At 68.2% G+C, this 26,957-nt stretch carries 24 protein-coding genes; 14 read left to right on the top strand and 10 right to left on the bottom strand.

All coding sequences use genetic code 11. The features are described 5' to 3' along the window. Nucleotides 1-7 precede the first annotated feature (7 nt). Entirely contained in the window at nucleotides 8-1,213 is a 1,206-nt protein-coding gene (gene pcaF, locus G3I17_RS31390) for a 3-oxoadipyl-CoA thiolase (RefSeq protein WP_164601352.1), read from the bottom strand. Continuing rightward, the gene (gene paaI / locus G3I17_RS31385; protein ID WP_164601350.1) at nucleotides 1,210-1,638 is read right to left on the bottom strand and encodes a hydroxyphenylacetyl-CoA thioesterase PaaI; all 429 of its coding nucleotides are present in this window, start codon (nucleotides 1,636-1,638) and stop codon (nucleotides 1,210-1,212) included. The genes pcaF and paaI overlap by 4 nt, the downstream gene beginning before the upstream one ends. Nucleotides 1,639-1,711: 73 nt before the next feature. Between paaI and paaN the strand changes: the two genes are divergently transcribed. The 9 genes from paaN to G3I17_RS31340 all read left to right on the top strand — a co-directional run bounded on the left by paaN (nucleotide 1,712) and on the right by G3I17_RS31340 (nucleotide 13,503). After that, nucleotides 1,712-3,382 (top strand): phenylacetic acid degradation protein PaaN, encoded by a 1,671-nt coding sequence (gene paaN, locus G3I17_RS31380; RefSeq protein ID WP_164601348.1) that lies wholly within the window; start codon nucleotides 1,712-1,714, stop codon nucleotides 3,380-3,382. After that, complete coding sequence (locus tag G3I17_RS31375) at nucleotides 3,375-4,766, top strand: serine hydrolase (RefSeq protein ID WP_164601346.1); 1,392 nt, start codon at nucleotides 3,375-3,377, stop codon at nucleotides 4,764-4,766. The genes paaN and G3I17_RS31375 overlap by 8 nt, the downstream gene beginning before the upstream one ends. Then, a complete protein-coding gene (locus G3I17_RS31370; protein WP_164601343.1) occupies nucleotides 4,763-5,281 on the top strand; it encodes a flavin reductase in 519 nt (172 codons plus the stop codon). The genes G3I17_RS31375 and G3I17_RS31370 overlap by 4 nt, the downstream gene beginning before the upstream one ends. Before the next feature lie 22 nt (nucleotides 5,282-5,303). Further along, nucleotides 5,304-6,335: a zinc-dependent alcohol dehydrogenase family protein gene (locus tag G3I17_RS31365; protein WP_164601341.1), complete on the top strand. Its 1,032-nt coding sequence runs from the start codon at nucleotides 5,304-5,306 to the stop codon at nucleotides 6,333-6,335. A gap of 196 nt (nucleotides 6,336-6,531) precedes the next feature. Then, on the top strand, nucleotides 6,532-7,812 hold the full coding sequence (locus G3I17_RS31360) for an ABC transporter substrate-binding protein (RefSeq protein ID WP_164601339.1): 1,281 nt from the start codon (nucleotides 6,532-6,534) through the stop codon (nucleotides 7,810-7,812). Between the two features lie 55 nt (nucleotides 7,813-7,867). Continuing rightward, a complete protein-coding gene (locus G3I17_RS31355; protein WP_164601337.1) occupies nucleotides 7,868-8,767 on the top strand; it encodes a sugar ABC transporter permease in 900 nt (299 codons plus the stop codon). Further along, nucleotides 8,764-9,669, top strand: coding sequence for a carbohydrate ABC transporter permease (locus G3I17_RS31350; protein WP_164601335.1), 906 nt, complete (start codon nucleotides 8,764-8,766; stop codon nucleotides 9,667-9,669). Before G3I17_RS31355 ends, G3I17_RS31350 begins: the two co-directional genes overlap by 4 nt. Nucleotides 9,670-9,819: 150 nt before the next feature. After that, nucleotides 9,820-11,463: a hypothetical protein gene (locus tag G3I17_RS31345; RefSeq protein WP_203591023.1), complete on the top strand. Its 1,644-nt coding sequence runs from the start codon at nucleotides 9,820-9,822 to the stop codon at nucleotides 11,461-11,463. A gap of 261 nt (nucleotides 11,464-11,724) precedes the next feature. Continuing rightward, entirely contained in the window at nucleotides 11,725-13,503 is a 1,779-nt protein-coding gene (locus G3I17_RS31340) for an NHL domain-containing thioredoxin family protein (protein WP_164601333.1), read from the top strand. Between the two features lie 3 nt (nucleotides 13,504-13,506). Here G3I17_RS31340 and G3I17_RS31335 read toward each other — a convergent pair whose 3' ends face one another. The 6 genes from G3I17_RS31335 to G3I17_RS31310 all read right to left on the bottom strand — a co-directional run bounded on the left by G3I17_RS31335 (nucleotide 13,507) and on the right by G3I17_RS31310 (nucleotide 20,022). Further along, complete coding sequence (locus tag G3I17_RS31335) at nucleotides 13,507-13,755, bottom strand: DUF6458 family protein (protein WP_164601331.1); 249 nt, start codon at nucleotides 13,753-13,755, stop codon at nucleotides 13,507-13,509. A 127-nt stretch (nucleotides 13,756-13,882) separates the two neighbouring features. Beyond that, nucleotides 13,883-14,653 carry a DUF4097 family beta strand repeat-containing protein gene (locus G3I17_RS31330; protein WP_203591022.1) on the bottom strand — a complete coding sequence of 257 codons (771 nt, stop codon included), beginning with the start codon at nucleotides 14,651-14,653 and terminating at the stop codon, nucleotides 13,883-13,885. A 123-nt stretch (nucleotides 14,654-14,776) separates the two neighbouring features. Next, the gene (locus G3I17_RS31325) at nucleotides 14,777-16,021 is read right to left on the bottom strand and encodes a hypothetical protein (RefSeq protein ID WP_203591021.1); all 1,245 of its coding nucleotides are present in this window, start codon (nucleotides 16,019-16,021) and stop codon (nucleotides 14,777-14,779) included. 11 nt (nucleotides 16,022-16,032) lie between these two features. Continuing rightward, entirely contained in the window at nucleotides 16,033-16,689 is a 657-nt protein-coding gene (locus G3I17_RS31320; protein WP_164601329.1) for a hypothetical protein, read from the bottom strand. After that, nucleotides 16,686-17,960 (bottom strand): hypothetical protein, encoded by a 1,275-nt coding sequence (locus tag G3I17_RS31315; protein WP_164601327.1) that lies wholly within the window; start codon nucleotides 17,958-17,960, stop codon nucleotides 16,686-16,688. The genes G3I17_RS31320 and G3I17_RS31315 overlap by 4 nt, the downstream gene beginning before the upstream one ends. A gap of 202 nt (nucleotides 17,961-18,162) precedes the next feature. Further along, the gene (locus G3I17_RS31310) at nucleotides 18,163-20,022 is read right to left on the bottom strand and encodes an acyl-CoA dehydrogenase (protein ID WP_164601325.1); all 1,860 of its coding nucleotides are present in this window, start codon (nucleotides 20,020-20,022) and stop codon (nucleotides 18,163-18,165) included. Between the two features lie 95 nt (nucleotides 20,023-20,117). Between G3I17_RS31310 and G3I17_RS31305 the strand changes: the two genes are divergently transcribed. Then, nucleotides 20,118-20,639, top strand: a complete 522-nt coding sequence (locus tag G3I17_RS31305; RefSeq protein WP_164601323.1) for a histidine phosphatase family protein — start codon at nucleotides 20,118-20,120, stop codon at nucleotides 20,637-20,639. Here the strand turns inward: G3I17_RS31305 and G3I17_RS31300 are convergent. Further along, nucleotides 20,636-21,562, bottom strand: coding sequence for an endo-beta-N-acetylglucosaminidase H (locus G3I17_RS31300; RefSeq protein ID WP_164601321.1), 927 nt, complete (start codon nucleotides 21,560-21,562; stop codon nucleotides 20,636-20,638). The two genes, G3I17_RS31305 and G3I17_RS31300, sit on opposite strands and share 4 nt — an antisense overlap. Nucleotides 21,563-21,836: 274 nt before the next feature. On the opposite strand from G3I17_RS31300, the gene G3I17_RS31295 reads away from it, so the two are divergent. From G3I17_RS31295 to G3I17_RS31285, 3 genes are read left to right on the top strand one after another with little or no spacing between them, the layout of a single operon-like run. Further along, on the top strand, nucleotides 21,837-23,126 hold the full coding sequence (locus G3I17_RS31295; protein ID WP_164601319.1) for an MFS transporter: 1,290 nt from the start codon (nucleotides 21,837-21,839) through the stop codon (nucleotides 23,124-23,126). Nucleotide 23,127: 1 nt separating this feature from the next. Next, entirely contained in the window at nucleotides 23,128-24,294 is a 1,167-nt protein-coding gene (locus tag G3I17_RS31290; RefSeq protein WP_164601316.1) for an anhydro-N-acetylmuramic acid kinase, read from the top strand. A gap of 31 nt (nucleotides 24,295-24,325) precedes the next feature. Further along, nucleotides 24,326-25,231 (top strand): alpha/beta hydrolase, encoded by a 906-nt coding sequence (locus G3I17_RS31285; RefSeq protein WP_164601313.1) that lies wholly within the window; start codon nucleotides 24,326-24,328, stop codon nucleotides 25,229-25,231. Here G3I17_RS31285 and G3I17_RS31280 read toward each other — a convergent pair. Next, nucleotides 25,221-25,694: an AAA family ATPase gene (locus G3I17_RS31280; RefSeq protein WP_203591020.1), complete on the bottom strand. Its 474-nt coding sequence runs from the start codon at nucleotides 25,692-25,694 to the stop codon at nucleotides 25,221-25,223. The two genes, G3I17_RS31285 and G3I17_RS31280, sit on opposite strands and share 11 nt — an antisense overlap. 87 nt (nucleotides 25,695-25,781) lie before the next feature. Here G3I17_RS31280 and G3I17_RS31275 point away from each other — a divergent pair, with 87 nt between their 5' ends. Further along, the gene (locus G3I17_RS31275) at nucleotides 25,782-26,828 is read left to right on the top strand and encodes a MerR family transcriptional regulator (RefSeq protein ID WP_164601312.1); all 1,047 of its coding nucleotides are present in this window, start codon (nucleotides 25,782-25,784) and stop codon (nucleotides 26,826-26,828) included. Nucleotides 26,829-26,957: the final 129 nt, after the last annotated feature.

The following is a 26,957-nucleotide window of genomic DNA, read 5'->3' as shown; positions in this document are numbered from 1 at the left end:
GGGGTGGCTAGGGCCGGGCCAGCAGGGTCGCGATGCCCTGGCCGACTCCGATGCACATGGTGGCGAGCGCGTACCCGGCGTCGCGGTGGCGAAGCTCGAGGGCGGCGGTGAGGGCGAGACGCGCGCCGGACATGCCCAGGGGGTGACCCAGGGCGATGGCGCCGCCGTTCGGATTCACGTGCTCCGCGTCGTCGGGGAGACCGAGTTCACGCAGTACTGCGAGGGACTGGGCCGCGAAGGCCTCGTTGAGCTCGATCGCGCCCACCTCGGACAGGGCGACGCCGGCGCGAGCCAGTACCTTCCTGGTCGCGGGAACCGGACCGATGCCCATGATCCGCGGCGGTACCCCGGCTGCCGCCGTGGCGACGATCCGGGCCAGCGGGGTGACGCCGAGCCGCTCGACCGCCTCGCCGCTCATGACCAGCAGCGCGGCGGCGCCGTCGTTGACGCCCGACGCGTTGCCCGCGGTGACCGTTCCGGGATCCCGGAACGGAGTCTTCAACCCGGCCAGGGTCTCCAGCGACGTCTCGCGCGGATGCTCATCGACCTCCACGAGCGTCACCGCGCCACGCTTGCCGGGCACCTCCACGGCGACGATCTCTTCGGCCAGCCGCCCGTTCGCTGCCGCCTTGGCCGCACGCTGCTGACTGCGGAACGCGAAGAGATCCTGGTCCTCCCGCGACACCGAGAAGTCGGCGGCGACGTTCTCCGCGGTCTCGGGCATCGAGTCGATCCCGTACTGCTTCTTCAGCACCGGGTTGACGAACCGCCAGCCGATCGTGGTGTCGAAGATCTCCGCCTGCCGGGCGAACGCGCTCGTGGCCTTGGGCATCACGAACGGGGCCCGGGACATCGACTCGACGCCACCGGCCAGCACGATCTCGTTGTCACCAGCAATGATCGAGCGAGCGGCCGCGGCGACCGCGTCCAGCCCGGAGCCGCAGAGCCGGTTGATGGTCGAGCCCGGCACGCTGTCCGGCAGTCCGGCCAGCAGCAGCGCCATCCGGGCGACGTTGCGGTTGTCCTCGCCGGCCTGGTTCGCGCAGCCGAGGAAGACGTCGTCGATCGTCGCCGGGTCGAGGCTCGGGTGCCGGGCGAGCAGGTTGCGCAGCGCGTGCGCCGCGAGGTCGTCCGGGCGCACAGTGGCGAGCGCGCCGCCGTACCGGCCGATCGGGGTGCGGACGCCGTCCACCAGGTAGGCCACGCGGGTCATGAATCCTCCTTGACGATGGTGCCGGACAGCTGACGGCTCCGGCCGCGGAACTCGGCGATCACGTCGTCGCCGCGCCGGACCGTCACGTCGTAGATCCCGTTCTTCCCGTACTGCGTCCGCTGCCGCGCCTCGGCGGTCAGCAGGTCACCGCGCTGGGCGGGAGCGATGAAGACGATGTCGGCCGCCTGGGCGACGGTGACCTGGTTGCCCGAGTTGCAGGCGTAGGCGAAAGCGGAGTCGGCCAGCGCGAAGAGGAAGCCGCCGTGCGCGATGCCATGACTGTTCACCATGTCGTCGCGAACCTTCATCTCGAACACAGCGATGCCGTCGGACACCGAGGCGAGCCGCATCCCGAGGCCCACAACGGCCGCATCGTCGGCCCACATCGCTGCTGCGACCTTGGTCGCCAGTTCGTCGTTGCCCATTCGGTCACCCGGAAGTAGGGAGTGGTTGTGACACTCTAGCCCCGATCTGGTCAGGGACTGTAACATCTCAGACATGACTACTGACTGGCTGGCAGCCCACCGCGAACGGCTCGACGGCGCTCTTGGTGCGATCCGCAGCCGTGGCTACTACTCTGCCTTCCCGGAGTCGCCCAGCCCACGGGTCTACGGCGAGACGGCGGCCGAGGACGGCAAGGCCGCGTTCGAGGCGCACCGCGGTACGACGTACGCGCTCGAGACGCCAGGGGCCACCGGCACGGTCAGCTCCGAGGAGTCGCCGTACGGCGTCCCGCTGGACGTCCAGTACCCGCGAGCCACCGAGAGCGGCCTGGACGAGCTGATGGAGGCTGCCCGAAAGGGTCTGACCGACTGGCGAAAGGGCGGGATCGACGCCCGCACCGGCGTCACGCTGGAGATCCTCGACCGGCTGCACAAGCGCGTCTTCGAGCTGGCCAACGCGGTCCAGCACACCAGTGGCCAGGCGTTCGTGATGGCGTTCCAGGCCGGTGGCGCGCACGCGCTGGACCGGGCGCTGGAGGCGATCGCGTACTCCTACGAGGAGATGAGCCGCTACCCGGCGACCGCGATCTGGGAGAAGCCGGCCAAGGGCGACCCGATCCGGCTGGAGAAGAACTTCACCGTCACCGGCCGCGGCGTCGCGCTGGTGATCGGCTGCAACACGTTCCCGACCTGGAACTCCTGGCCCGGCCTGTTCGCCTCGCTCGTCACCGGCAACGCGGTCGTCGTCAAACCGCACCCGCTGGCCGTGCTGCCGCTCGCGATCACCGTCGAGGTGGCCCGCGAGGTGCTCGCCGAGGCCGGTTACGACCCGAACCTGGTCACCCTGGCCGCCGAGCACCCCGGTGACGGCCTGGCCAAGCCGCTCGCGCTGCGCCCCGAGGTCAAGGTCATCGACTTCACCGGCGGCACCGAGTTCGGTGACTGGCTGGAGCAGAACGCGACCCAGGCCGAGGTCTTCACCGAGAAGGCCGGCGTGAACGCGGTCATCATCGACTCGACCGACTCGTTCAAGGCGCTCTGCAACAACCTCGCCTTCACCCTCTCGCTGTACTCCGGCCAGATGTGCACCACCACCCAGAACCTGTTCGTCCCGGCCGACGGCATCGAGACCGACGAGGGGCACAAGTCCTTCGACGAGGTCGGCGCCGGCCTCGCGAACTCGATCAGCAAGCTGCTCGGCGACGACGCGCGCGCGGTCGAGCTGCTCGGCGGCATCGTGAACCGGGCCGTCGTCAACCGGCTCGACCTCGCCCCGGAGTACGGCGACGTCGTACTGGAGTCGCGGGCGATCACGCACCCGGCCTACGAGAACGCGGTCGTCCGCACCCCGCTGCTGGTCGCGATCGACGCGAAGAGCGAAGACGTCTACGGGAAGGAGTGCTTCGGGCCGGTGTCCTTCCTGGTCCGGACGAGTGGGACCGCGGAGTCGATCGAGCTGTTCCGGAGGACGGTCGAGGAGGGCGGCGCGATGACGGCCGGGGTGTACTCGACCGACGCGGCCGTGCTGGAAGAGGTCCGGGACGCGGCGCTCGACGTCGGGGTGGCCTTGTCGGAAAACCTGACCGGTCAGGTCTTCGTCAATCAATCGGCTGCTTTCAGCGACTTCCACGGCACCGGAGCGAACCCGGCCGCTAACGCCACGTACACGGACGGCGCCTACGTTGCGAGTCGCTTCCGCGTCATTCAGTCTAGGCGTCATGCCTGATGCCCCGGATGCCGAGAGTCTGAAGGAAGTACTCGCGTACTACGACCGCTGGCTGGCGTTCAACCAGCGCTATCAGCGGATACCTGGCGTTCAGGTTGCCGTTTTCGCGGAGGACGCGATCGCGTTCTCCGCGGCGTACGGGCAGGCCGACCTCGAGCAGGGGGTCGCGCTGACCCAGCAGCACCTGTTCCGGATCGCGTCGCACTCCAAGACGTTCACCTCGACCGCGCTGCTCCAGCTGGCCGAGCAGGGCAAGCTGCGGCTGGACGACAAGGTCTCGATGCACGTCACCGAGATCGTCGGTACGCCGCTGGGCGAGCGGACGATCCGGGATCTGCTCAGCCACGCGGGCGGCGTCATCCGGGACAGCGAAGAGGCCGATTTCTGGCAGCTCGAGACGGCCTTCCCGGATCGCGAGCAGCTGCTCCGGGTGGTCAAGGAGCCGGGCTCGGCGGTGTTGCCGGACAACGACCGCTTCAAGTACTCCAACATCGGCTTCGGCCTGCTCGGACTGGTGATCGAGGCAGTCGCCGGTACGTCGTACAACGCGTTCGTGCAGACCGCGATCGTCGACAAGCTCGGGCTAACCGGGCTCGGCCCGGAGCTCGACCCGAACCGCGCCGGCGAGTACGCGGTCGGCTACAGCTCCCTCGCGTACGCCGACCAGCGGGTGCCGATCGACCACATCGACACCGGTGCGCTCTCGTCGGCGACGGGCTTCTTCGGGACCGCCAGCGACGTGGTGAGCTACTGGTCGGCGCATCTGCCCGGCGACGACCGGTTGCTGACCGACGCGTCCAAGCGGCAGATGCAGCACCCGCTGTGGAAGACGGCCGAGGGCGACTGGCCGAAGTACGGGCTCGGCCTGATGGTGTCGAAGGTGGGCGAGCGGGAGCTGTTCGGGCACAGCGGCGGCTATCCGGGGCACATCACCTTGTCGCTGGTCGACGCCGAGCGCCGGATCGCGGTGGCGGTGCTGACGAACGCGATCGACGGCGCGGCGCGGCAGCTGACCGAGACTGCGTTCAAGCTGATCGAGCTGGCCTCCGCCAAGCCCCGCGGAGACGCGCAAGGCCTGGACCGCTTCACCGGTCGCTACGCGAACCTGTGGGGCGTGATGGACATCGTGCTGCTCGGCGGGCGGCTCTACGCGATCGACCCGAGTACGCCCGATCCGGCTGCGGACCCGACGATCCTCGAGCCCGACGGCGACGCTCTGCGGATCACCGGTGGTACCGGCTACGGGGCCTTCGGTGAGACCTACCGCTTCACCTTCGGCCCGGCCGGCGAGGTGGAGTCGGTGCGCGGTTCCAGCGGCCTGTCCCATCCGATCGACGGCTTCACGCTGCCCGACCGAGTGCGGGTGAGTAGCGTTCAGGCATGACCATTCACGGGGATCATCCGTTCCTGCCACCGGAGTCGGAGCGGAGCCCGGTACGACGGTTGCGCGGCCGGTTGCCGTCACCCGTCGGGTTGTGGACGACGCAGTACGAGGGGAAGCGGGCCGGGTTGACCGTCTCGTCGATGCTCGTCGCGGACGGCGAACCCGGGTTCGTGATCGGGCTGATCGACCCGGACTCGGACCTCTGGGAGACGTTGTGCAAGGCAAGGACCGCCGTGGTGAGCCTGCTCGGCAGCCCGCACCAGCAGCTCGCCGACGCCTTCGGGTACGTCGCACCGGCACCGGGCGGGCCGTTCCGGATGATGGACTGGACCGAGACGGAGTGGGGGCCGGCGCCCGTCGGGGTCACCACCTGGGCCGGCTGCCGCCTCGTCACGCCGGATCCGCCCGAGGTCGGCTGGGCGCTACAGGTCCAGCTGGAGATCGCCCACGTCGAGCTGGCGGCAGACGAGATCCCAGCCATCGTGCACCGCCGAGGCCGATACCTCGTTGTCTGAAGTCCGTGCTTAAAGTGAGGACATGCGAGCGACCACGATCCACGCGCCTTTCGACGTCCGGCTGAGTGAGGTGCCGGATCCGGTGATCGAGAAGCCGACGGATGCCGTCGTCAAGATCGTCGCGGGCTGTATCTGCGGGTCCGACCTGTGGCCGTACCGCGGCGAGAACAAGATCACCCCGGGCAGCCGGATCGGCCACGAGTACGTCGGCATCGTCCAGGAGGTCGGCGCGGAGGTCCGTACGGTGAAGCCGGGTGACTTCGTTGTCACCCCGTTCGTGGCCAGCGACGGCACCTGCCCGAACTGTCTGGCCGGGTACCAGACGGCCTGCCAGAACCTCGTCGGCATCGGTAGTGACAAGGCCGACGGCGGTCAGGGCGAGTTCGCGAAGGTGCCTTGGGCGGATGGCACGCTGGTGGCGACTCCCGGCGTACCAGATGACGCACTGGTCCCATCGTTGCTTACGTTGTCGGACGTGATGGGGACCGGCTGGCACGCGGCTCGGTGCGCCCGGGTGAAGGCCGGCGACACCGTCGTGGTGGTCGGCGACGGGGCGGTCGGGCTCTGCGGCGTACTGGCCGCTGCCCGGATGGGCGCTGAGCGGGTGATTGCGCTTTCCCGGCACGAATCGCGGCAGGAGATCGCCCGGCAGTTCGGCGCGACGCACATCATCCCGGAGCGCGGCGACGAGGCGAAGGCCGCCGTCCTGGAGTTGACCACAGGCGTAGGGGCGGACGCGGTGCTCGAATGTGTCGGTACCGACCAGTCGTTCCAGACCGCCTTCGACATCGCCAGGCCCGGCGCGACGGTCGGGTTCGTCGGCGTACCGCACGGAGTCGAGGTACCGGTCCGGACGATGTTCCGGAGCAACGTGGGGCTGTCCGGCGGGATGGCTCCGGCGCGTCAGTACCTGCCCGAACTGATGGCGGACGTACTGTCGGGAGCGATCAATCCGGGGCTGGTCTTCGATCTGGAGTTGCCGCTGGAGGATGTGGCCGAGGGCTACAAGCTGATGCATGAGCGACGCGCGATCAAGGTGTTGCTCAGGCCGTAACGCGCAGTACCACTACAGGTACTGGCCTTACAAGAGCGCTTTGTACGCGCTCTCACACCAGGTGTGCACGAGGGATCACGTCTGCGCAACGCGCTTGCGCGGAGCGTTGACACCCGACCGGCCCCGGCCCAGAGTTGGGCCGTCGAGGGGGCATTCGTTGTCAGACAGCTCCCTGAGCTGATCGGAGAGTGAAAAGATGCGTGGTGGTTGGAGCAAGACCCTCGCGGTGGTGGGTGCCGTGGGTCTTCTCGCGGTCAGTGCCTGCGGGAACAGCGACGACTCGGGCAGTGGTGGGGACGCGGCGGCCAACAAGGACGTGACCGTCTTCACCTGGTGGGCAGACGGTGGCGAGAAGGCCGGGCTTGACGGCCTGGTCTCGGTCTTCGCGACCGAGTGCAAGGACTACAAGTTCGTCAACTCCGCCGTCGCCGGTGGCGCGGGCTCGAACGCCAAGCAGGTGCTGGCGAACGACCTGCAGGCCAAGAAGCCGCCGTCGACCTTCCAGGCGCACGCCGGCGCCGAGCTGGGCGACTACATCAAGAACGCCCAGGTCGACGACGTCAGCGACCTCTACAAGGAGTTCGGCCTCGACAAGGCGTTCCCGCAGAGCCTGCTGGACAACCTGACCGTCGACGGCAAGATCTACTCGGTGCCGGCCAACGTGCACCGCGCCAACGTCGTCTGGGCCAGCCCGGCGGTACTGAAGAAGGCGAACATCGACGCCACCAAGGCTCCGGCCTCGGTCGACGCCTGGATCGCCGACATGGAGAAGCTGAAGCAGGCCGGAGTCAAGGCTCCGCTGGCCACCTCCAAGGGCTTCGCCGAAGAGATGGTGATGGAGGCCGTACTGCTGGCCGAGCTCGGTCCGGAGAAGTTCACCGGGCTGTGGAACGGCAAGACCGACATGGCCGGCGCCGACGTCACCGCCGCGCTGGAGAAGTTCAAGAAGGTGCTGACGTACAGCAACGCCGACCGCGAGGCCATCGACTGGCCGGACGCGCTGCAGTACGTGAACAAGGGCCAGTCGGCCTACACGCTGATGGGTGACTGGGTCGCCGCGCAGCAGCTGTCCGACAAGGTGCCGGACACGGCCTACACCTACTGGCCGTCGCCGGGAACCGAGGGCACTTTCCAGTTCCTCGCGGACTCCTTCACGCTGCCGACCGGTGGTCAGGACCCCGAGGGTGCGAAGTGCTGGCTGAAGACGGTCGGTAGCTCCGAGGGCCAGAAGGCCTTCAACACCAAGAAGGGCTCGATCCCGGCCCGTTCGGACGCGGTCGCGACCGACTACCCGAAGTACCAGCAGTCCGCGATGGCCGACTGGAAGTCCAAGACCATCGTGCCGTCCTGCGCGCACGGTGCAGCCTGCACGCTGGGCCAGAACGACAGCATCCTGTCGGCGATGGGTCAGTTCAGCAGTGGTCTGGATGTCGGAACGCTGCAGAAGTCACTCGTCACCGCGGCGAAGCCGAGCTGACCGAGCGGTGCTGTCCGAACCGAACCTGACTGATCTCGACCGGGAGTCCTGAGTCATGCACGGAAGAATCCGCACCTGGGGGCCAGGGGCGCTGGTGCTGCTGCCCACGGTGCTGTTGCTCGGGTACTTCGTCTACGGGCTGATCGCCTGGACGTTCAACACGTCGTTGACGGACAAGCACAACGCCCGCCCGGTGCCGACGAAACACGTCGGTTTCGAGAACTACGCCAACCTGTTCGGTGAGGACCGGTTCCTCAACTCGCTGAAGAACCTCGGCGTGCTCACGGTGGCCTTCATCGTGGGCACGCTGATCTTCGGCCTGCTCTGGGCGCTGCTACTGGAGAAGGGGGTCACCGGCGAAGGCATCTTCCGGTCGATCTTCCTGTTCCCGATGGCGATCTCGATGATCGCCTCCGGCGTCGTCTGGGGCTGGTTGCTGAACCCCTCGCAGGGTGACGACGCGCGCGGCCTCAACCGGCTGTTCGACATCCTGCACCTGAATTTCCTGGAGAATCCCTGGTGGACCGCGGGCAGCAGGTGGACGACGATGGCGTCCATCGCGTTACCCGCGGTCTGGCAGTTGTCCGGCTACATCATGGCGCTGTTCCTGGCCGGCTTCCGGGGCATCCCGGGCGAGCTGCGCGAGGCGGCCCGGGTGGACGGCGCCAGTGAGTTCAAGCTCTACCGGTACGTGCTGTTCCCGCAGTTGTCGCCGATCGCGCTGTCGGCGCTCATCATCCTGGGCCACATGTCGCTGAAACTGTTCGACCTGATCTACGCGATCACCGGGCCGAACCAGTTCCGCACCGAGGTGCCCTCGGTCTACATGTGGAACACGCTGCTCCGCAGTGACATGGCGAAGGCGGCCGCGATCGCGATCGTGCTGCTCGCCGTCGTCGCTGTCCTCGTCATCCCGTATGTCGCCTACACCGTTCGGCAGGAGAACGAAGAATGACCGTCGTGGATGCGTCCGCCGCCACCGGCAAGGCGGCCGCGGCGATCAGCAAGAAGCCGCCGCGCAGCACGATCGCCGACGGGTCGACCAGGAAGAGCAGGACTGTTCGCTACATCCTGCTGCTGTTGTTCCTGCTGTTCGTCCTGACGCCGGTGTACGTCGTGATCATCACCAGCTTCAAGACCTCCAGCGACACCACAGCCGCCGCGCAGTGGTCGCTGCCGGAGACCTGGACCGTCGAGCCTTGGCGCAAGGCCTGGGACGTCCTGCAGCCGTATATGGTCCGCTCGCTCTCGCTGGCGATCCCGGCCGCGATCATCGCGTCGCTGATCGGCTCGGCGAACGGCTTCGTGCTGGCCCGCTGGCGCTTCCCCGGGGCCAACCTGGTGTTCGCGTTCATCCTGTTCGGCATGTTCATCCCGTACCAGGCCGTGATGCTGCCGCTGCGGCAGACCTACCAGGACCTGGACGTCACCCGCGGGATCCCGACGCTGCTGATCACGCACGTCATCTACGGTCTCCCGATCTGCACGCTGATCTTCCGCAACTACTACGCCACGGTGATCCCGACCGAGATCATCGAGTCGGCCCGGGTGGACGGCGCCGGCCTGATCCAGACCTACATCCGGATCATCCTGCCGGTCTCGATCTCCGGTTTCGTCGTGACGCTGATCTGGCAGTTCACCTCGGTCTGGAACGACTTCCTGTTCGCGCTGTTCCTGACCCAGCAGAACAACGGCCCGGTCACCCTCGGCCTGGCGGCGCTGGCCGGTGGCCAGAAGGTCGACTACGCGGCCAGCATGGCCGGCGCCCTGATCACGTCGTTCCCGACGCTGCTGGTCTACGTCCTGCTCGGCCGCTGGTTCATCGGCGGCCTGATGGCCGGCGCGCTCAAAGGCTGATCACTGTCCAACATCTGCGGCCTGTGGCACCGGTACTTCGTACTGGAACCACAGGCCGTAGGCGTTTGACGACGGCGTGTCGAGGTGGCTATCCACAGGACGCGCGCACCGCCCTGCGGCAGATGGCCGGTCGGCGGTAATCTCGCCAGAGTGACCAAGTCACGAGGCCGGGACGGACGCGGCAGCCATTTACGGCTGGTCGGCGCCAGTTCGGGCCCGACCCCAGGGCAGCCGCCGGCGGGTGTCGTGGGGACAGACCTCGACACCACGCCGAGCGTCGCTGTGCTGGACACCCTGCAGGAGACGTTGCTGCTCGACCTAGCTGCGGCGCCACCCGCACTCCATCCGGTCATCGCCGAGGCGTCCGTCGCGCGGTCCGCCGCGCTGCTCGCCGACCAGCTCTGGCCGGCCGGGCAGCCCGACGAGATCGGCGAGGTCGAGCGGTTCTTCTGGGCCGACGCGGCTCGGGTGCTGGGGGAGAGGCGCGACCCGGATTCCTTTGTCCTGTTGACGAGTCTGGCCCGAACCGTCGGACCGGCCGGGCGCTTGCCGCTGCAGCGCGCGCACTTGTCGCGCGGCCGGGGGCAGTACGACGTACCGGACTGGGTGGCGCGGATCGCGGGCTTCCGGCTGACCAGCGCGATCGTGTCGGAGGACGTCACCGGCGACGGCCTGAGCGTGGTGCTCGACTACGACGACGAGCAGCATCCGCACACGGTGGTCGTCTTCGTGGACAACAACCTGGGCGCGATCGCCAAGGACGTTTTCGTCGGGCCACCGGTGGACCGGGTGGTCGAGGCGTACCAGCGTGGTGGGCGGGTGACCGTGCGGACGGTCCGGCCGGCGACCGCCGCGGGGATCATCCTGCAGGCGCTGGGCCAGACGCACGACCACGACGATCCGCCGGTGACCGAGGACTTCGAGTTCTTCTCGGGGTTGCTGGTGAATCGGCTGACCCAGTTGCCGGAGCGTCCGGTGCGACCGCCGGTGCGGGCGCAGCTGTCCGGGCGGCAGCGCGATCAGTTGGTCGACGAGTTCCTCGAATCGTCCTTCGCCGTTGGGATGCCGGATGACGCGGCCGACATCGCGCGGTTGTGGATCGACCATGCCGTCGACCGGACGGTGGGTGGCCCGCTGCGGGTGAGCGCAGTACTGGTGGAGCTTTTCCTGTCCTACTGGCTGCCGCGCAAGGTGCTTGCCGACAGCACCTACTTCGCCGCGGTGCCGTTGGTGATCAAGGCCTGGCTGGCTTTCGCGGGCGAGCGCACGTCGCTCGACCTGGACGCGATCGACGAGGCAGTCGACGCCGTCGACGTCTGGAAACCCGCGCTGGAGGCGGCCGCCCTAGCGGAGCCGATCGGCGCGAAATCAGGCGAGCGAGTTTTCCTGGACGACACCAGCGACGACCTGGAAGAGGCTTACCGCACCTTGGCCGGCCTCGGCTCACCCCCACGCCCCGATCTCCGCGGCCTGGACAAGTCGCAGGCGGCAACCCTCTCCGTCCTGGCCCCACACGCCTGGCTCCTGGCCGGCGAGACCCTGGGCACCGGCTACGCCGCCGAAGCCTTCGAAATCGCCGACCGCCTGGTCCGAGACGCCCCCGACCTCCTCACCAAGGCTCGCCTCTCCACCTGGCCCCGAGCCATCGTCTGGCTCCAAGCCCACCGCCACCGCCTGGTAGGCCCCGGCGAACCCCTGACCCCCTTGAGCCTGGCCGCCGAACTCTCCTCCTCAGCCCCCACCCTCCGCAAAACCGCCAAACTCCTCACGGACACCCTGATCCTGCCCCGCTGAATCGCGGCCGAAGGATGGTCCGCGGTCGGCTTAGCTCTCCTGTTGTCAGCGCAGGCACGGACCGCCAGGCCATCAATCGGGCCCATCCCGGCGTCAGCCCACGTCCGCCCCCGCTCGCCCGCGACGCTCCGTCGCCCTATTGATGGCCTGGCCGTCCGGGCCTGCGCTGACCGGCGACTGCCCGAGTGATCGCCGGAGTTGAATCGTCCACGGGGCAGTCCTCGGTCGAGTGGTGGTTGGGCCGGGGCGGACAATGGGGGTATGCATGTGCGCGCGCCGGAGCTCAAGGGTCGGGGATGGTTGAACACTGGGGGGCGGGAGTTGACACTCTCTGACCTCCGGGGTCGCTTCGTTTTGGTGGATTTTTGGACGTTTTGCTGCATTAACTGTCTGCACGTGCTGGATGAGGTGCGGCCGCTGGAGGAGAAGTACGGGGATGCGTTGGTGATTGTGGGGGTGCATTCGCCGAAGTTTGCGCATGAGGGGGAAGAGGCTGCTGTGAAGGCGGCTGTTGAGCGGTATGAGGTGGGGCATCCGGTGCTGGATGATCCGGAGTTGGTGACTTGGGAGAACTACACGGCTCGGGCCTGGCCGACGTTGGTGTTGGTGGATCCCAATGGGTACATCGTGGCGCAGTACTCGGGGGAAGGGCATGCGCATGCGCTGGATGCTCAGTTGGCCGAGTTGATTGCGGAGCACGAGAAGGCCGGGACGTTGACGCGGGGGAAGTCGCCGTATGTCGCGCCGGTGGCCGAGGCGGGGGAGCTGCGGTTCCCGGCCAAGGTTGTTGCCTTGGGCGACGGGTTTCTGGTGGCGGACGCGGGGAACCACAGCATCGTCGAGCTGGCGGCTGACGCGAGCACCGTGGTCAGGAGGATCGGCACTGGGAAGCGCGGCTTCAGCGATGGGGTGGAAGCCTCCTTCTCAGAGCCGAACGGGCTCACGGTGCTCCCGGCTGAGGTCGCCGAGAAGGTCGGGTACGACGTAGTTGTGGCCGATACCGTCAACCACGCGTTGCGCGGCATCAACCTGGGCAGCGGCGAGGTCAGCACGTTGGTTGGTACGGGTAAGCAGTGGATGGACGGCGACGGCACCGGCGTGCTGAGCTCGCCGTGGGATGTGGCCTGGTGGCAGGACAAGGTGTGGATCGCGATGGCCGGCGTCCACCAGCTCTGGACCTACGACCCATTCACGAAAACAACCGAGGTTGCCGCGGGTACCACCAACGAGGGCCTCAAAGACGGTGAGCCGAAGCAGGCCTGGTTCGCGCAGACGTCCGGGCTCGCGGTCGACGGTGAGCGGCTCTGGCTGGCCGACTCGGAGATCTCCGCGCTGCGCTGGATGGACACGGAGGTGCACACCGCGATCGGGACCGGGCTCTTCGACTTCGGTCTGCGCGACGGCAAGGCCGAGGAGGCACTGCTGCAGCACCCGCTCGGCGTGACCGTGCTGCCGGACGGCTCCATCGCGATCTCCGACACCTACAACGGCGCCGTACGCCGGTACGACCCGTCCAGCGGCCTGGTCGAGACGATGGCCACAGGTCTCGCCGAGCCCAGCGGAGCCGTTGTCGCGGGCAACGATCTCCTGGTGGTCGAGTCGGCGGCGCACCGGTTGACCCGGGTCCCGCTGGGCGCTTCGGCGAAGGCGGACGAGTTCAGCACCCGTACCCAGCGACCGCCGATGGAGATCGCGGGCGGCGAGGTGACCCTGGACGTGGTGTTCACGCCGCCGCCCGGTCAGAAGCTCGACAACCGGTACGGTCCGTCCACCCGGCTGCTCGTCTCATCCACGCCGGAAGGGTTGCTCAAGGAAGGCGCGGGCGACTCCACAGAGCTGGCCCGCCGGCTGGTCATCGACGAGCGCGTCGGCGACGGGGTGCTGCACGTCGCAGTACAGGCTGCTTCTTGTGACGACTCGGCGGCGGTCGAGTTCCCCGCCTGCCACATGCATCGGCAGGACTGGGGCGTGCCGGTCAAGGTCGTTGCCGGAGGCCCCGACCGACTCGAGCTGGTGCTGTCGGGAGCGACCGCTCCCTGAGCCCTACTCCTTGATGTCGCGGTGGTGCTCCTCGACGACCCGGTACTCCTCCTCGATCGCCGGGTCGAGGGCGTCGTTCGGGACGCGACGGCGCCGGTTCGTGATGTAGAAGGAGAGCACGATGCCGGCCAGCCCGGCGAGCATCAGGATGTAGCCGACCGCGGTCAGGTTGACGGCGGCCCAGCTGTCCCGGACAGCGAACGACAGGATCGCGCCCACCACCATCAGGAAGATCCCCACACCGATACTCATGCCGAGCCCTCCTCGCGTTCAACGGACACCTTCGACGCTACGCCCGCGCGAGCCGGGGGACAATCAACGGTGCATGTCGATCGGACCCCGGGTCGCCGGACACCTACGAAGTACCCGTTGATAAACGTCAGCGTGCGGCGAGCGTCACATCTCCGCTGACGGTGCTGGCGTCGATGGTGTGCCCGCCGTCCGGGTCGTTGCCGAGGCCGTTGTCGACCTCACCGCTGTGCGTCTTGGTCTGCACCTTGTAGCTGCCCGACGGCGCGGTCACCTCGACATCGCTGCTCGTCCCCTTGGCCCGGACGTCGACGGCTTCGTCGAGCTCGAGCTCCAGATCACCCGAGCTGGTCTCGACGTTCACCGGACCACCCTTGAGGTGCTTGGCCTCGATATCGCCCGAGTTCGCCTGGACCTCGAGCTTGCCGCTCAGCCGGTCGATCTCGACGTCACCCGAGGTGAGGTCGAGTTTCACGTCACCGGAGACGTCGGTCAGTGAGACCTTCCCCGACCGTGAGCCCACATCGACCCCGCCGGCCCCGGTCACGGACAGGTCGCCGCTGCCGTTGTCGCCGGTCACCTTGGTCCCGCGCGGCACGGTGACGACGAAGTCGGCCCGGCACTGCCAGCCGCAGTCGCCGTCGAGTTTCAGCGTCTCGCCGTCGACCTCGAACGCGTCACCGTGCTTGACCAGCCAGTACGAGCGCTTCTCCTCGACGGTTGTCTTGTCGACGTCGGCCACCTTGATGGTGACGTCGGCGTTCGGCGAGTCCAGCCGGACGACGGAGATCTTGTCGTTCACCACATGGGTGTCGTTCGCGTCCTTGTCCCCGAAGGTCCAGAACGCCATCCCTGCCCCTGCCACCAGCAGCAGCGCCCCGACCTGCCCGGTTGTCGCCATCTCAATCCCGCCTCGCCTAGTCCCCGCCCCGATTCCTGGCTCGACAGTAGGTCGGTACGGCGTGGCGCCGGATCAGGCAGAACCCCCAGAAACGCCCTGACGCACGGCTCAGGGACGGGCCGGTCAGGACCGGTACTCACCCCTGCTGACGGCACCCGCCAGGTCATCGCTCAGGGCACCGAAGAAGGTCCGCGCCCACAGGTCATCGCCATGCCAGTAGGGCCCGTCGTCGCCCGGCAACGAGGCCGGCGCCTGGCCGGCCTTCAACGCCCGGCGGCAGCCGGCACACAACGGCAAGGCCAGCGTGGTGCCATCGGACTCGACCTGGGTCGGCCGGCCAGAAGCCCTTCCGTGCAAGGGATTGAAGGCACACAACGCCGGTACTACGCCAGGCTTGCGCCCGGCCGCGAGCGCCTGCGCTACGTCGTACTCGCGTCGCCCGCGATCCAGCAGCACCATCGCGCCGACCACGTCGACCAGATCGCGCGAAGCGTCGAGCACCCGCCCCGCCGCATCGTGGCAGTCCAGCGCCGTCTGCTGATGCCGCAATCCCTCGCCGGCCACCGTCGGCAAGGCAGCCAGCTCCGATCCGAGCCGGGTGAGCTCCGCCGTCGTCTCCTTCGTCAGCCGTCGCCGGCGCTCCGCGGCCACGGTCGCGGCGACGTGGGGCGGAATGCTGAAGGCCTTCTCCTTCCGAGGACTGTCCGCAGAAGTGCGACGCCGCAGCCCGATCCAGAGGCCGAGGACGACCATCAGCGCGAGGACGGCCAAGACGATAGCGAGCGCGATCATCCCGCCGGACATGCCGCTCTCGTCGTCATCTCCAGCTGATCTGCGACCGCCACTGCCTTCGGTCGCGCGCGTCCGTTGCGGCAGCGCAGGACCGGCCAGTAGTTCATAGAACCGGGTCAGAACCTCCGTCGGCCCCGCGTCGTAGCCGGTGTCGTCGAGGGCGCGCTGGCGAGCCGGGATGAGTTTGTCCTCGTCGAGCTGCGGGAGGTCCTTCACGTCGTACCAGGGGAAGCGCCCACCACCGTCGACCACGACGTACAGGCCCGGTTTGCGCAGGGCGTCGGAGACGAGCGTGATGACGTTCGACTCCTCGCCCTGGAAGGCGTCGCTCGGGGTCAGCGGCAGGACGATTGTGTAGACCGGGTAGCCGAGAGCCTTCGCGTTGGCCCGTAGGTCGGTCCGCTTGGCCTCCGGCAGCGCAGGTGCGTAGATCGGGTCGACGTAGAGCGGGTCCTTGGTCAGCGCCGTGGCGATCTCCTTGGCCCGCTCGGCCGGTGTCTGACTCCCGGCCGCCGTGGCGGGCAACGGCGCCGCCGCGAGTAGTAGAGCCAGCAGAATCACAAGGCGCTTCACCACCGACAGACACTTCACAGCCGACCTCCACGTCGATGGGCGATCAGGGCCGCCAGTCCGAGTACTGGCGTGGCGAGGATCGCTCCGCCGAGGAGCCCGAGCGTCAGACCGCCCAGACTGTTGCCGATCGCCGACTTCGCCGTGAACCGGTTGTCCCGCTCGTAGCTCGGCTCGGATGTCGGTGGCCGCGCCGCGGTCCTGGCCGGCTTCTTCTCGTACCGGTCGTTGACCGTGGTCGCGTCCAGGTAGTCACCGACCTGCCCGGCCAAGCTCTCGTCCCTGGCCGCATACGTCGTACCGGGAGAACTCGCCGCGATCAGATGGGTCGCCCCGATCACCGTGGAGTCGTCCACCACGAGGTAGAGGCCCGGCTTCCCGTTGCTCACCGCCAGCCAGCCCGCCAACCGTACGGTGTCGCCCTTCTCCTGGAACCAGGCTCCCGTCGGCAGGACAGCGACGTACACCGGCACCTCCGCGGACGCGAGCCGCTCGACGACCCCCTTGGTGTCCATCGAGCCGTACTGCGGATCGACGTACAGAGGCGTGCTCTTCCAGGCGGCGACAGCAGCGGTCACCCGTAGATCAGTGGGCACCTCTGCTGCGGACGCAGGGACCACACTGGTGAAGAAGAGGAACAGGCCGGCCAGCACCAGCAGTAGGAGGCGTCTCACTGGTCGCCTCCGCGTTGCCGGCCAACTCGCTCGGCCAGGTCGTCCTCGAGAGCACCGAAGCCGGTAGCCATCAGCGGCTGCTCCTTCGGGTCCACAGTCCAATAGGGCACGGCCTTGCGGTCCAGCCGCAGTAGGCCGGACTTCTTCCACACCAGGAACCCCCGCGGAGTCTCCCCACGCTCCAGCACCTTCGCGCAGCTCCTGCAGGCCGGTACTTCGGTGTCGTCGGACCACGGGGCCTGGACGACTCCCGGCTCGTGCAGCGGGTTGAAGAAACACGGTGGCTGGACCGCGGCGCCACTGGCCGCCTCGTTGGCCTGCCGGGCCAGCACGAACGCTCCGGCGGGCGCGGTGAGGTCGTCGGAGTCGTCGGCCCGCAGAGTGCGGGCGGCCGTCAGCCGGGCGCTGGCGTCGTCGCGTTGATCCAGAAGTTCGGAGACGTTGCTGCGGGCAGTCTTGATCTTGGCCTCGAGGCGCTTGAGGCTCTTGTCCGCCTTGACGATCCACCGGTCCGCCTTGCCTCGGACGGACCACACGTTGACCGGGCCCGCGGCGCCACTTTGGGCGCGCTTGCGGGGAGTCGGTCGCTTTCCCCGATGGCGCAGGGTGATCACGATGACGAGGCAGAAACCGATCAGGCCGCCGGCGCCCATCCCGATGAACGCCGCCCGATCGCCCTTGTCCGTCGCCGACAGCTCGTCGCCATCGCGGTCGCGCTCCTTGGTCAGGTCAGCGGCCGGGACCGCCGGCAGCGCGCGTCCGTCGTACGCCGTCGCTGCCTGCTGGATCGTCCGTACGATGCGCGGCGCGGGCCGGTCGGTGACGATCTTGTTGTCCTGCTTGTCGTCGAGCTGCACCCCGACGAGTTCGCGGCCCTTCAGCCCGCCGGGCCGGATCAGGGTCTGGGTGCCGGACCAGTAGTCGTCCGACACGCTCCACACCAGGTAGAGCCCGGGCTGGCCGACGCGGGCCTGCAGCAGGGTGGGGAGATCCATCGACAACTGCCGCGTGTACGGGGTACGCGGCAGCAGTGCGATGTACACAGGGAAAGGGGCGGTGCGGGTGGCGGCGCGGATGCGGGCCAGCTCGGCCGCGGGGAAGCCCGGCCGCAACGCGTCGTACACGAAGACGCGATCGGTGCTCCAGCCGGCGGCGATCTGATCCGGCAGCTCGGGTAGTACAGGGGGTGCAGGCGTTGCGGCGGCGGGGGACGGGGCGAGGAACGCCAAGACAGCGACAAGTGCGCCGAGGCGGGGGATTCGGGCGGACATCGCGGTCAGCTTACGACGCCTTGAGAGGTCCACCTCTGCACTGACGCCACCGTGGCCGAACTGGTTCCAGAAGCCCCGGAAATGGCCGCGGCCCTGGCTCGGACAGGGGAGACCAGGCCAGGGTCGCGGTACTACAGGGCGAAACTCTTCCGTAGACCAATCCACCCGAACAGGGCAGATCGGCGGGCAGTCAGGGGCAGCTTCAGAAGGCCGACTCGGGCAGGTCCATCACGTCGAGGTCGGTCAGCTCGGCCTTGATCCGCTCGGCGCGGACCGTCGGCATCGTGGAGCGGACGAACCACTGCGCGGCGGCCAGCTTGCCGGTGTAGAAGTCCTGGTCGGCCGGCGACAGCTCGCCGCCCAGCTTCTCCAGCGCGACCTCGGCCTGCCGCAGCATCAGCCACGAGCAGACCACGTCGCCGAGCACGAAGAGCAGCCGCGAGGAGTTCAGGCCGACCTTGTAGATGTTGCGCGGGTCGCCGTTCTCGGCCTGCGGGTTGCTCGCCATCAGCGCCTGACCCATCACGCCGAGGATCTTCTGGGTGTCCTCGAGGCCCTTGGCGAGCAGCCCGCGCTCCTCCTTGAGCCGGCCGTTGCCCGCCTCGGAGGCGACGAACGCCTGGATCTGCTCGGACAGGTGGCCGAGTGCCTGGCCCTGGTCCTTGATGATCTTGCGGAAGAACAGGTCCTGGCCCTGGATCGCGGTGGTGCCCTCGTACAGGGTGTCGATCTTGGCGTCGCGGACGTACTGCTCGATCGGGTAGTCCTGCAGGAAGCCCGAACCACCGAAGGTCTGCAGCGACTCGGTGCCCAGCAGCGTCCAGGACTTCTCCGAGCCGTAGCCCTTCACCAGCGGCAGCAGCAGGTCGTTGACCGCCTCGGCCTCGGCGTCGTGCTCACCGGCGTACCGGGCCTGCTCCGCGCGGTCCTGGTACGTCGCGGTGAAGAGCACCAGCGCGCGCAGGGCCTCGGAGTACGACTTCTGGGTGAGCAGCGAGCGGCGTACGTCGGGGTGGTGGGTGATCGTGACGCGCGGGGCGTCCTTGGCCGGGTTGGTCAGGTCGGCGCCCTGGACCCGCGCCTTGGCGTACTCGAGGGCGTTCAGGTAGCCGGTCGAGAGGGTGGCGATCGCCTTGGTGCCGACCATCATCCGGGCGTACTCGATCACCTGGAACATCTGCGCGATGCCGTTGTGCACCTCGCCGAGCAGGTAGCCCTTGGCGGGGATGGTCTCGCCGAAGGTCAGCTCGCAGGTGGTGGAGACCTTGATGCCCATCTTCTTCTCGACGTTCGTGACGAAGGCGCCGTTGCGCTCACCGGTCAGCTCGCCGGTCTCCAGGTCGAAGTCGTACTTCGGCACGATGAACAGGCTGAGCCCCTTGGTGCCCGGACCGCCCGCGCCCTCGATGCCCTGCGGGCGGGCCAGCACCAGGTGCACGATGTTCTCGGTCATGTCGTGCTCGCCCGAGGTGATGAAGCGCTTGACGCCCTCGATGTGCCAGCTGCCGTCGTCCTGCAGGGTGGCCTTGGTGCGCCCGGCGCCGACGTCGGAGCCGGCGTCCGGCTCGGTCAGCACCATGGTCGCGCCCCAGCCGCGGTCGATGATGTGCTTGGCGATCAGCTTGTCGCGGTCGGTGCCGTTGCGCCAGAGCACGTGCGCGAAGTTCGGGCCGGCGGCGTAGATGTGCACGGCCGGGTTGGCGCCGAGCACCATCTCGGCGGCGGCCCAGCGCAGCGAGGGCGGCGTCGGCTGGCCACCGAGCTCCGGCGGCAGCTCGAGCTTGAACCACTCGGCGTCCATATAGGCGTGGTAGCTCTTCTTGAACGACTCCGGCATCCGCACCTCGTGCGTGGCGGGGTCGAAGACCGGCGGGTTGCGGTCGGCATCCTCGAACGACTCGGCGATCTCGTTCTTCGCCAGCCGGTCGATCTCCGACAGCACCTCGCGGGCGGTGTCGACGTCCATCTCGGCGTACGGGCCCTGGCCCAGCACCTCGCCGCGGCCGAGCACCTCGAGCAGGTTGAACTCGATATCCCGCAGATTCGACTTGTAGTGGCTCACAGGGTTCCCCTACCTCTTCGCTTCTTCGCTGTACTCGCGAGTAACTTGAGTATATACCCGCCAGTAACGAACGCAAAGCGGATTGGATGTGAGCCGTGACGGTGAAGCTGATCTACGAGACGCACGCGACCACGCTCGACAACGAGCAAGGGATCGCGACCGGCTGGCTGCCTGGCGAACTTTCAGCTGAAGGGCGCCGGCAGGCGGTCGAGCTGGGGGAACGGCACCGGGACGTCGATGTGGTGTTCAGCTCGGATCTGCGGCGGGCTGTGCAGACAGTCGAGCTCGCCGGGCCGGCGGTGCCGCATCTCCAGGATTGGCGGTTGCGGGAGTGCGACTACGGCGAGCTCAACGGGGCGTCGGCCGGTCAGCTTGGGCCGAGGCGGGCGCGGATCGATCTTCCGTTTCCCGGTGGGCAGAGCTATTCGGATGTACTGGCGCTGACCGAGTCGTTCCTCGCCGATGTCAGCCGCTGGTACGTCGGGCGGCGGGTGCTGGTCGTCGCGCATTCGGCGAATCGGTGGTGTCTGGACCATCTGCTGGGCAGCGGGCTGCCACTCGAAGAGTTGGTAGATGCGCCCTTCGAGTGGCAGTCAGGCTGGGAGTACGAGCTCTAGGGGGTGTAGACGGTATTGCTGCCGTAGAGCTTCTGGGTGATGGCGGACAGGTAGGTGGCGGTGTTGGACTCGGTGAGGTTGTAGGTGAGGAAGACGCCGTAGCCCTCGGACACCGTGCGCTGGGCGAGGCTCGTCGCGGTGCTCTGGCTCGTGGCGGTGTACGAAATGGCGGCGGGGGAGAGCTTGGACTTGGAGCTCGGGCCGCTCGGAACGCCCCAGCTGCCGTAGTACGGGTTCCAGGCGTAGTTGAAGGTCTCCCGGATGCTCTGGCTGCCGCTCACCAGCCGGTCGGATGCCGGACCGATGTCGTACAAGGTGATGAGCTTGTTCGGCAGCTTGGCGCGGAGTGCCTGGACCAGCCAGATGAACGAGTCTGCGTTCGGCTGGCCGGTGCCGTTGTTGCCGTACTCGACGTACTCGTCGTCGAAGTCGATGCCGTCCAGGGCGTAGCGGTTGACCGCGTCGGCCAGCTCGGTCGCGAACGCCTCGGCAGCCGCCTTGGTCGGGAAGTTGGCGAAGCCGGCACCCTGGTGGTTACCGAGGATCGACAGCAGAACCTTGATGCCTTTCTGCTGCAACGGGCGGACCTGGGTGGCGACGTTGTTCAGCACGTTCGTCACCTGAGGGTTGAAGAACAGATAGGCCTTCTTGGTCGTCGTGTTGTAGTTGATGTTCGCCGCGAAGATCACCGCGACGTCGATCACCTGCGCACCGCCGTTCGTCAGCGTGTACTTGCCGGCGCTCAGCATGCTGTGGTCGTTCACTTCGACGTAGGCGACCGTGACCGGACCGGTCTTGGCTGCCGCGCGGCAGTCACGCGCCGTCACGGCGTCGGCGGGCAGTGCCGCGCCGGTGGCGGCGACGGCACCCGTCGCGGCCAGGCCGGACAAGAGGGTTCTTCTGCTGATGTTTGCGGGACTCATCGACCAACTCCAGATCAAGAGGGCGGAAGATCGCTATACCGGTTAAGCGGCTGTTCCCGCCTGACTGAACAGGCGGGAACAGCCGAAGATAAACCGGTATAGCGATCGATCCTCGACCGGTCGGGACGTTGTGTCAAGGGATCGGAGCTGACAGTGACGACGGTCGCTCGGCGCAGCGGGGCGAGGCGGCTACTCGCGCGAATGGGAACTCATAGACGAAGATAGACCGGTTGGCGGGAGGAAAGTTTCGGGGGCGAGGTGAGAAGAGGAGCAGATGAGCACTGCTACGACAGTTGACGCCCGGCGGACCCGCAGGTCGCTGGTCGCCGGCACGGTCGGCAACTTCGTCGAATGGTACGAGTTCGGCGCCTATGGCTTCTTCGCGACGGTGATCGCGGCGAACTTCTTCAGCAGTACCTCGACCAGCGACTCCGAGAGCCTGATCAAGACCTACGCCTCGTTCGCGCTCGCGTTCTTCTTCCGCCCGATCGGCGCCGCGGTCTTCGGCCGGCTCGGCGACCGGATCGGCCGGCGTCCGACGCTGATCCTCGTACTGCTGCTGATGACGGCTTCAACCACGCTGATCGGCCTGCTGCCGACGTACGCGACCGTCGGGGCCGCGGCGCCGTGGCTGCTGACCTTGGTACGGGCGCTGCAGGGGTTGTCGGCCGGTGGCGAGTTCGGCGGAGCGGTGTCGATCATGACCGAGTTCGCGCCGAAGAATAAGCGCGGCCTGTACGGCGCCTGGCAGTCGTTCACCGTCGCGCTCGGGCTGCTCGTCGGTGCTGGGCTCGCGGCGGTCCTGGCGACCGTACTGAGCAAGGAGGCGCTGACCGACTGGGGCTGGCGGGTGCCGTTCCTGCTTGCGCTCCCGCTCGGCCTGGTCGCGCTGTGGTTGCGGCTCAGGCTGGAGGAGACGCCGAGTTTCGCCAAGGTCCAGCGGGAGGAGCAGCCGGCGGCTGACAGGGTTGAGGTGGCCAAGGCGATCGCGCTCGGCATCGGCCGGCTGATGGGCTGGTCCGCGGCCGGGTACACCTTCCTCGTCGTGATGCCGTCCTATCTGCAGGCGACGTTGCACGCGACCTTCCAGCAGGCGCTGGTGGCGACCGTGCTGGCCAACCTGGGGTTCGCCGTCTCGATCATGCCGGCCGGTTGGCTGAGTGACCGGATCGGGCGCCGCCCGGTGATGGCGACCGGCGCGGCGCTCGTCGTAGTACTGGCGTTCCCGCTGATGAATCTGCTGCAGGATGCGGAGAGCTCGAATGCGGCCAAGGGGGGCGCGGTCTTCGCGGCGGGACTCGTGGTCGGGTTGATGGCCGGGCCGGGACCGGCCATGCTGGCAGAGATGTTTCCCACCAGAGCCCGCTACACCGGCCTCGGGCTGGCCTACTCGCTGTCGAACGCCGTCTTCTCGGGTTCGGCCGGCCTGATCATCACGGAACTCATCAAGCGCACCAAGAACGTCGACATCCCGGCGTACTACGTGGTCGCCACCTGCGCCGTGTCGGTGGTCGCCCTGCTGACGCTGCGAGGCGACGACCACAAACGCGAGCTGCGGGACTGACGTGCGAGTCATCGGGCTGATGTCGGGTACGTCGTACGACGCGATCGATGCGGCGGCGGCCGATCTGCGGCTGGAGGACGGGCAGATCGTGCTCACTCCGCTGGGGATGCTGAGTCACGCCTATCCGGAGGCGTTGCGCGCCGAGTTGTCGAAATCCTTGCCTCCAGCAACTACTACGCTGGAGCAGGTCTGCCGGCTCGACACCGGGATCGGGCAGGCGTTCGCGGGTGTCGCCGAGCAGGCGGTCGAGCAGCTCTGCGGCGGGCACGCCGACCTGATCGTTTCGCATGGGCAGACTGTCTTCCACTGGGTCGACCAGGGGCAGGTGCACGGCACGCTGCAGCTCGGTCAGCCCGCATGGATCGCCGAGGCGACCGGTGTCGCGGTCGTCTCCGACCTGCGCTCTCGTGATGTCGCTGCCGGCGGTCAGGGTGCGCCGCTGGTCAGCCTGGTGGACGTCCTCTGGCTCCGTGGCCGCCCCGGTACGCCGGTCGCGCTCAACCTCGGCGGGATCGCCAACATCACCGTCGTGCCCGGAACGGCTGATCCGATCGCTTTCGACACCGGCCCGGCCAACGCGCTGGCGGACGCCGTCGTGCGTGACCTCACCGGCGGGCAGTCCACCTTCGACGCCGACGGGGTGATGGCCGGTCGGGGGCAGATCCATCCTGAGTTGTTCGAGAGGCTGCTGGCCGAGCCGTACTACGCGCGGGCGGCCCCCAAGAGCACCGGCAAGGAGCTGTTCCACCTCGGGTATCTCGCTGAGGCGATGACTGGGCTCCCGCAGCTCGCGCCGGATGACCTGGTGGCGACAGTGACTGCTCTGACGGCACGGACGGTGGCGGACGCAGTACACGCGTATGGCGGCACAGAGGTGATTGCGGCCGGCGGTGGGATCCGTAACCCGGTGTTGATGCATCTGCTGGCTGAGGAGCTGCGTGGGGTGCCACTGCGGAGTACTGACGACCTGGGGATGCCGTCAGCGGCCAAGGAGGCGTACGCGTTCGCAGTACTGGGGTTCCTGACAGTGAACGGGCTGGGCGGGACGGTGCCGAGCTGTACGGGCGCCCGGCACAGCAGCGTGCTCGGGTCGATCACGCCGGGGCTGGGGCAGTTGCCGGTATCGCCGCCGCCTCGGTGGGCACCGACGGCACTGCGGCTGGATTGATCTGACCCAGGGGCCGTGTGACCATCCAGCAGTGAGCAAGTCAGAGGAGATCGAGGTCGACGGCCGGCCGGCGCTGCTGACCGTGCCTACTGAGGTGCCGGTCCGGGCCGGGGTTGTCGCGCTGCACGGGTCCAGTAGCTCGGCGTACCGGCAGGCGATCTTCGAGCACCTCGCAGCGACGCTGGCGCCGTTGGGGGTCGCAGTACTGGCCTTCGAGCGGGCGCCGTGGCCGCACGACGACGTGGACATCCCGTACGCCGTCCAGGCCGAGGGTGCCGTGGCTGCGTTCAAGGAGCTGAAGGCGCACCACGACGTACCGGTTGGGTTCTGGGGTGTCAGCCAGGGCACGTGGGTGGCGGCGCTCGCTGCGCAGCAGTTGCCCGAGACGGCCTTTCTGCTGCTGCTCGGGTGCGCAGGGGTGAGCCCCGCCGAGCAGATGCGGCATGCGACGGCGCTGTCGGTCCGGCGGGCCGGGTACGACGAGGAGGCCGTCGCCGGGGCTCTGGAGATCCGTGACGTCGTGGCTGACCTACTGCGCGGCAAGGCGCGGGGTGAGGTGGCGCGGGACTCGGCGGAGCGGGTGGCCATGGATGAGCTGCTGCAGCGGCGGTCCGGCGAGTCGTGGTTCGACCTGGCCGGCATCCCGGTGGACCTGGGCGACGAGTTGCCCGTCTGGCACGAGATCGACTTCGCCTCGGAACCGCTCTACGCGACCGTGAACTGCCCCGTGCTGCTGATGCACGGTGAGGACGAGGCGAACCTGCCGGTACCGGAGACGCTGGAGGTCTGGCGACGGGCCGCGGCGGCCTCGGGGAACACCCAGGTCGAGAGCGTCCGGATCCCGGGCGTCGGTCACTGGCCCGGTACGCCGGATCGCTCGGTGGAGGGGATCAGCGAGGACTACGGCGCGATCCTGCGCGACTGGTTCACTCGTTGACCCAGGCAAGGATCAGCCGGGCCGACTCCTTGGGCGTGCCATCCCCCGGTACCGACCGGGGGACCAGCTTGCGCATCTCGGCCGCGTCCTCGAGCGCGTCGGCGATCTGCTCTGGCGACCAGCCGCGCTCGGCCAGGCGCTCGCGGCGCACTGCGTCGGGGCAGTCGAGATGCAGCCAACGGCCCTCGGGCAGCTCCGTAGGGACGCCAGGGGTGAGCAGCAGCACGGACGTGCCGGAGCGGCGGACGAGCTCGGTGATGCGCAACCACAACGCGTTGTACGCGGGCCAGGCCGGCGCGGCGGCCTTGTCGGCGATCGCGATGCCGAGCACCCGGCCCTCATGGTCGAGCAGCTCGTCCATATCCATCACGACAAGCTGCCCCGTGCGCAGTCGTAGCAGCTCGGGGACCACCGTCGACTTGCCCGCGCCTGGTGCGCCGGTCACCACGAACAACCTCGTCACGCCTCCATTTTCACCCGCCTCCATAAGCCTCGCTCCCGGGGGCGGCAGGTTGACCTTCGAGTTGGTCGAAGACCCAGGATCGGCAGCATGACAGACGAGCTGCTGACGATCAGCGCCTTCGCCCGGCAAGTCGGGCTGACCCCGAGCGCGCTGCGCTTCTACGACGACTGCGGACTGCTCCGCCCGGCCTCGGTGGACGAGCAGAACGGGTATCGCTACTACTCCCCGTCGCAGGGGGCGCGGGCCGCGTTGCTCCGCGATCTGCGCGAGATCGACCTGCCGCTGGCCGAAGTACGGGTGGTGCTCGATGAAGGCGCCGCGGCCGGGGTGGCCGTAGTACAGGCGCACTTGAAGACGGTTGAGGGCAAGGCAGAGGCGGCTCGGCGGGCGACCGCGCGGATCCTTGCGTCGCTGCCGGCAGTGCCCTACGAATGCGTGGTCACGCTGGGAGGCGCGGAGCTTGCGTCAGCGATCCGGCAGGTCGCTGCCGCGGCGGCCGCGAGTGATGAGATCCCGGCGCTCGCCTGCGTCTTCCTGGAGCTTGGCGAGGACGAGGTAGCCCTGGTGGCGACCGACCGGTACCGGCTGTCGGTGCGGAAGCTCCAGCCGGTCGGCTTTACCGGGTTCCCGCGCAATCTGCTGGTTCGCGCGTCAGAGCTGACGGCCTTGGCTCGCTGGGTCGGCGCTGCCGTTGAGGTGCGGTTGGAGACAGGGCCGGCCGGTACTGCGCTGGTCGTCGACGGCGAGTCCCGAGTGGTACCGGTGGTTGACGAGGAGTTCCCGGCGTACCAGTCGATCCTCGACGGACTGACTCCGCCGGTCTGCCGGATGGTCGTGGATCGGCAGCAGTTGCTGGCGGTGCTGACCGGCGAGACCGTTGCCCTCGACATCGATTCGGGACGGCTCGCGGTGACGGCGGTGGACTCCGGCGACGTACTCGGGGTGCTGGAGGGGATCGGGTCGGGTGCTGTGCAGCTCGGGTTCTCGGCGTCGCTGTTGGCGGCCGCGTTGAGCGTGAGTGTCGGGCCGGACGTCTTGCTGGAGCTGTGTGCCGTCGACCGGCCGGTAGTGGTTCGGTCGGCCGACCAGGGGACCTTCACCACGCTGGTGATGCCAACCCGCCTCGACGGGTGAACCTGGCCTGTGGCTGCAGTAGGCATCACTGGTCTCGCACTGTCGTCGACTGGTTACGCAGAGCCTGCTGGGCGGCGTCGCGAGTACCGGCCCGCGTGTCGCAGTACTGACTTGTGCGGCGGGCACTGC

This window comes from Streptomyces sp. SID13031, assembly GCF_010548305.1.
Classification (GTDB): Bacteria; Actinomycetota; Actinomycetes; order Propionibacteriales; family Kribbellaceae; genus Kribbella.
The sequence above is the reverse complement of the archived record's forward strand: the minus strand, read 5'-3'. Positions and strand labels throughout refer to the sequence as shown.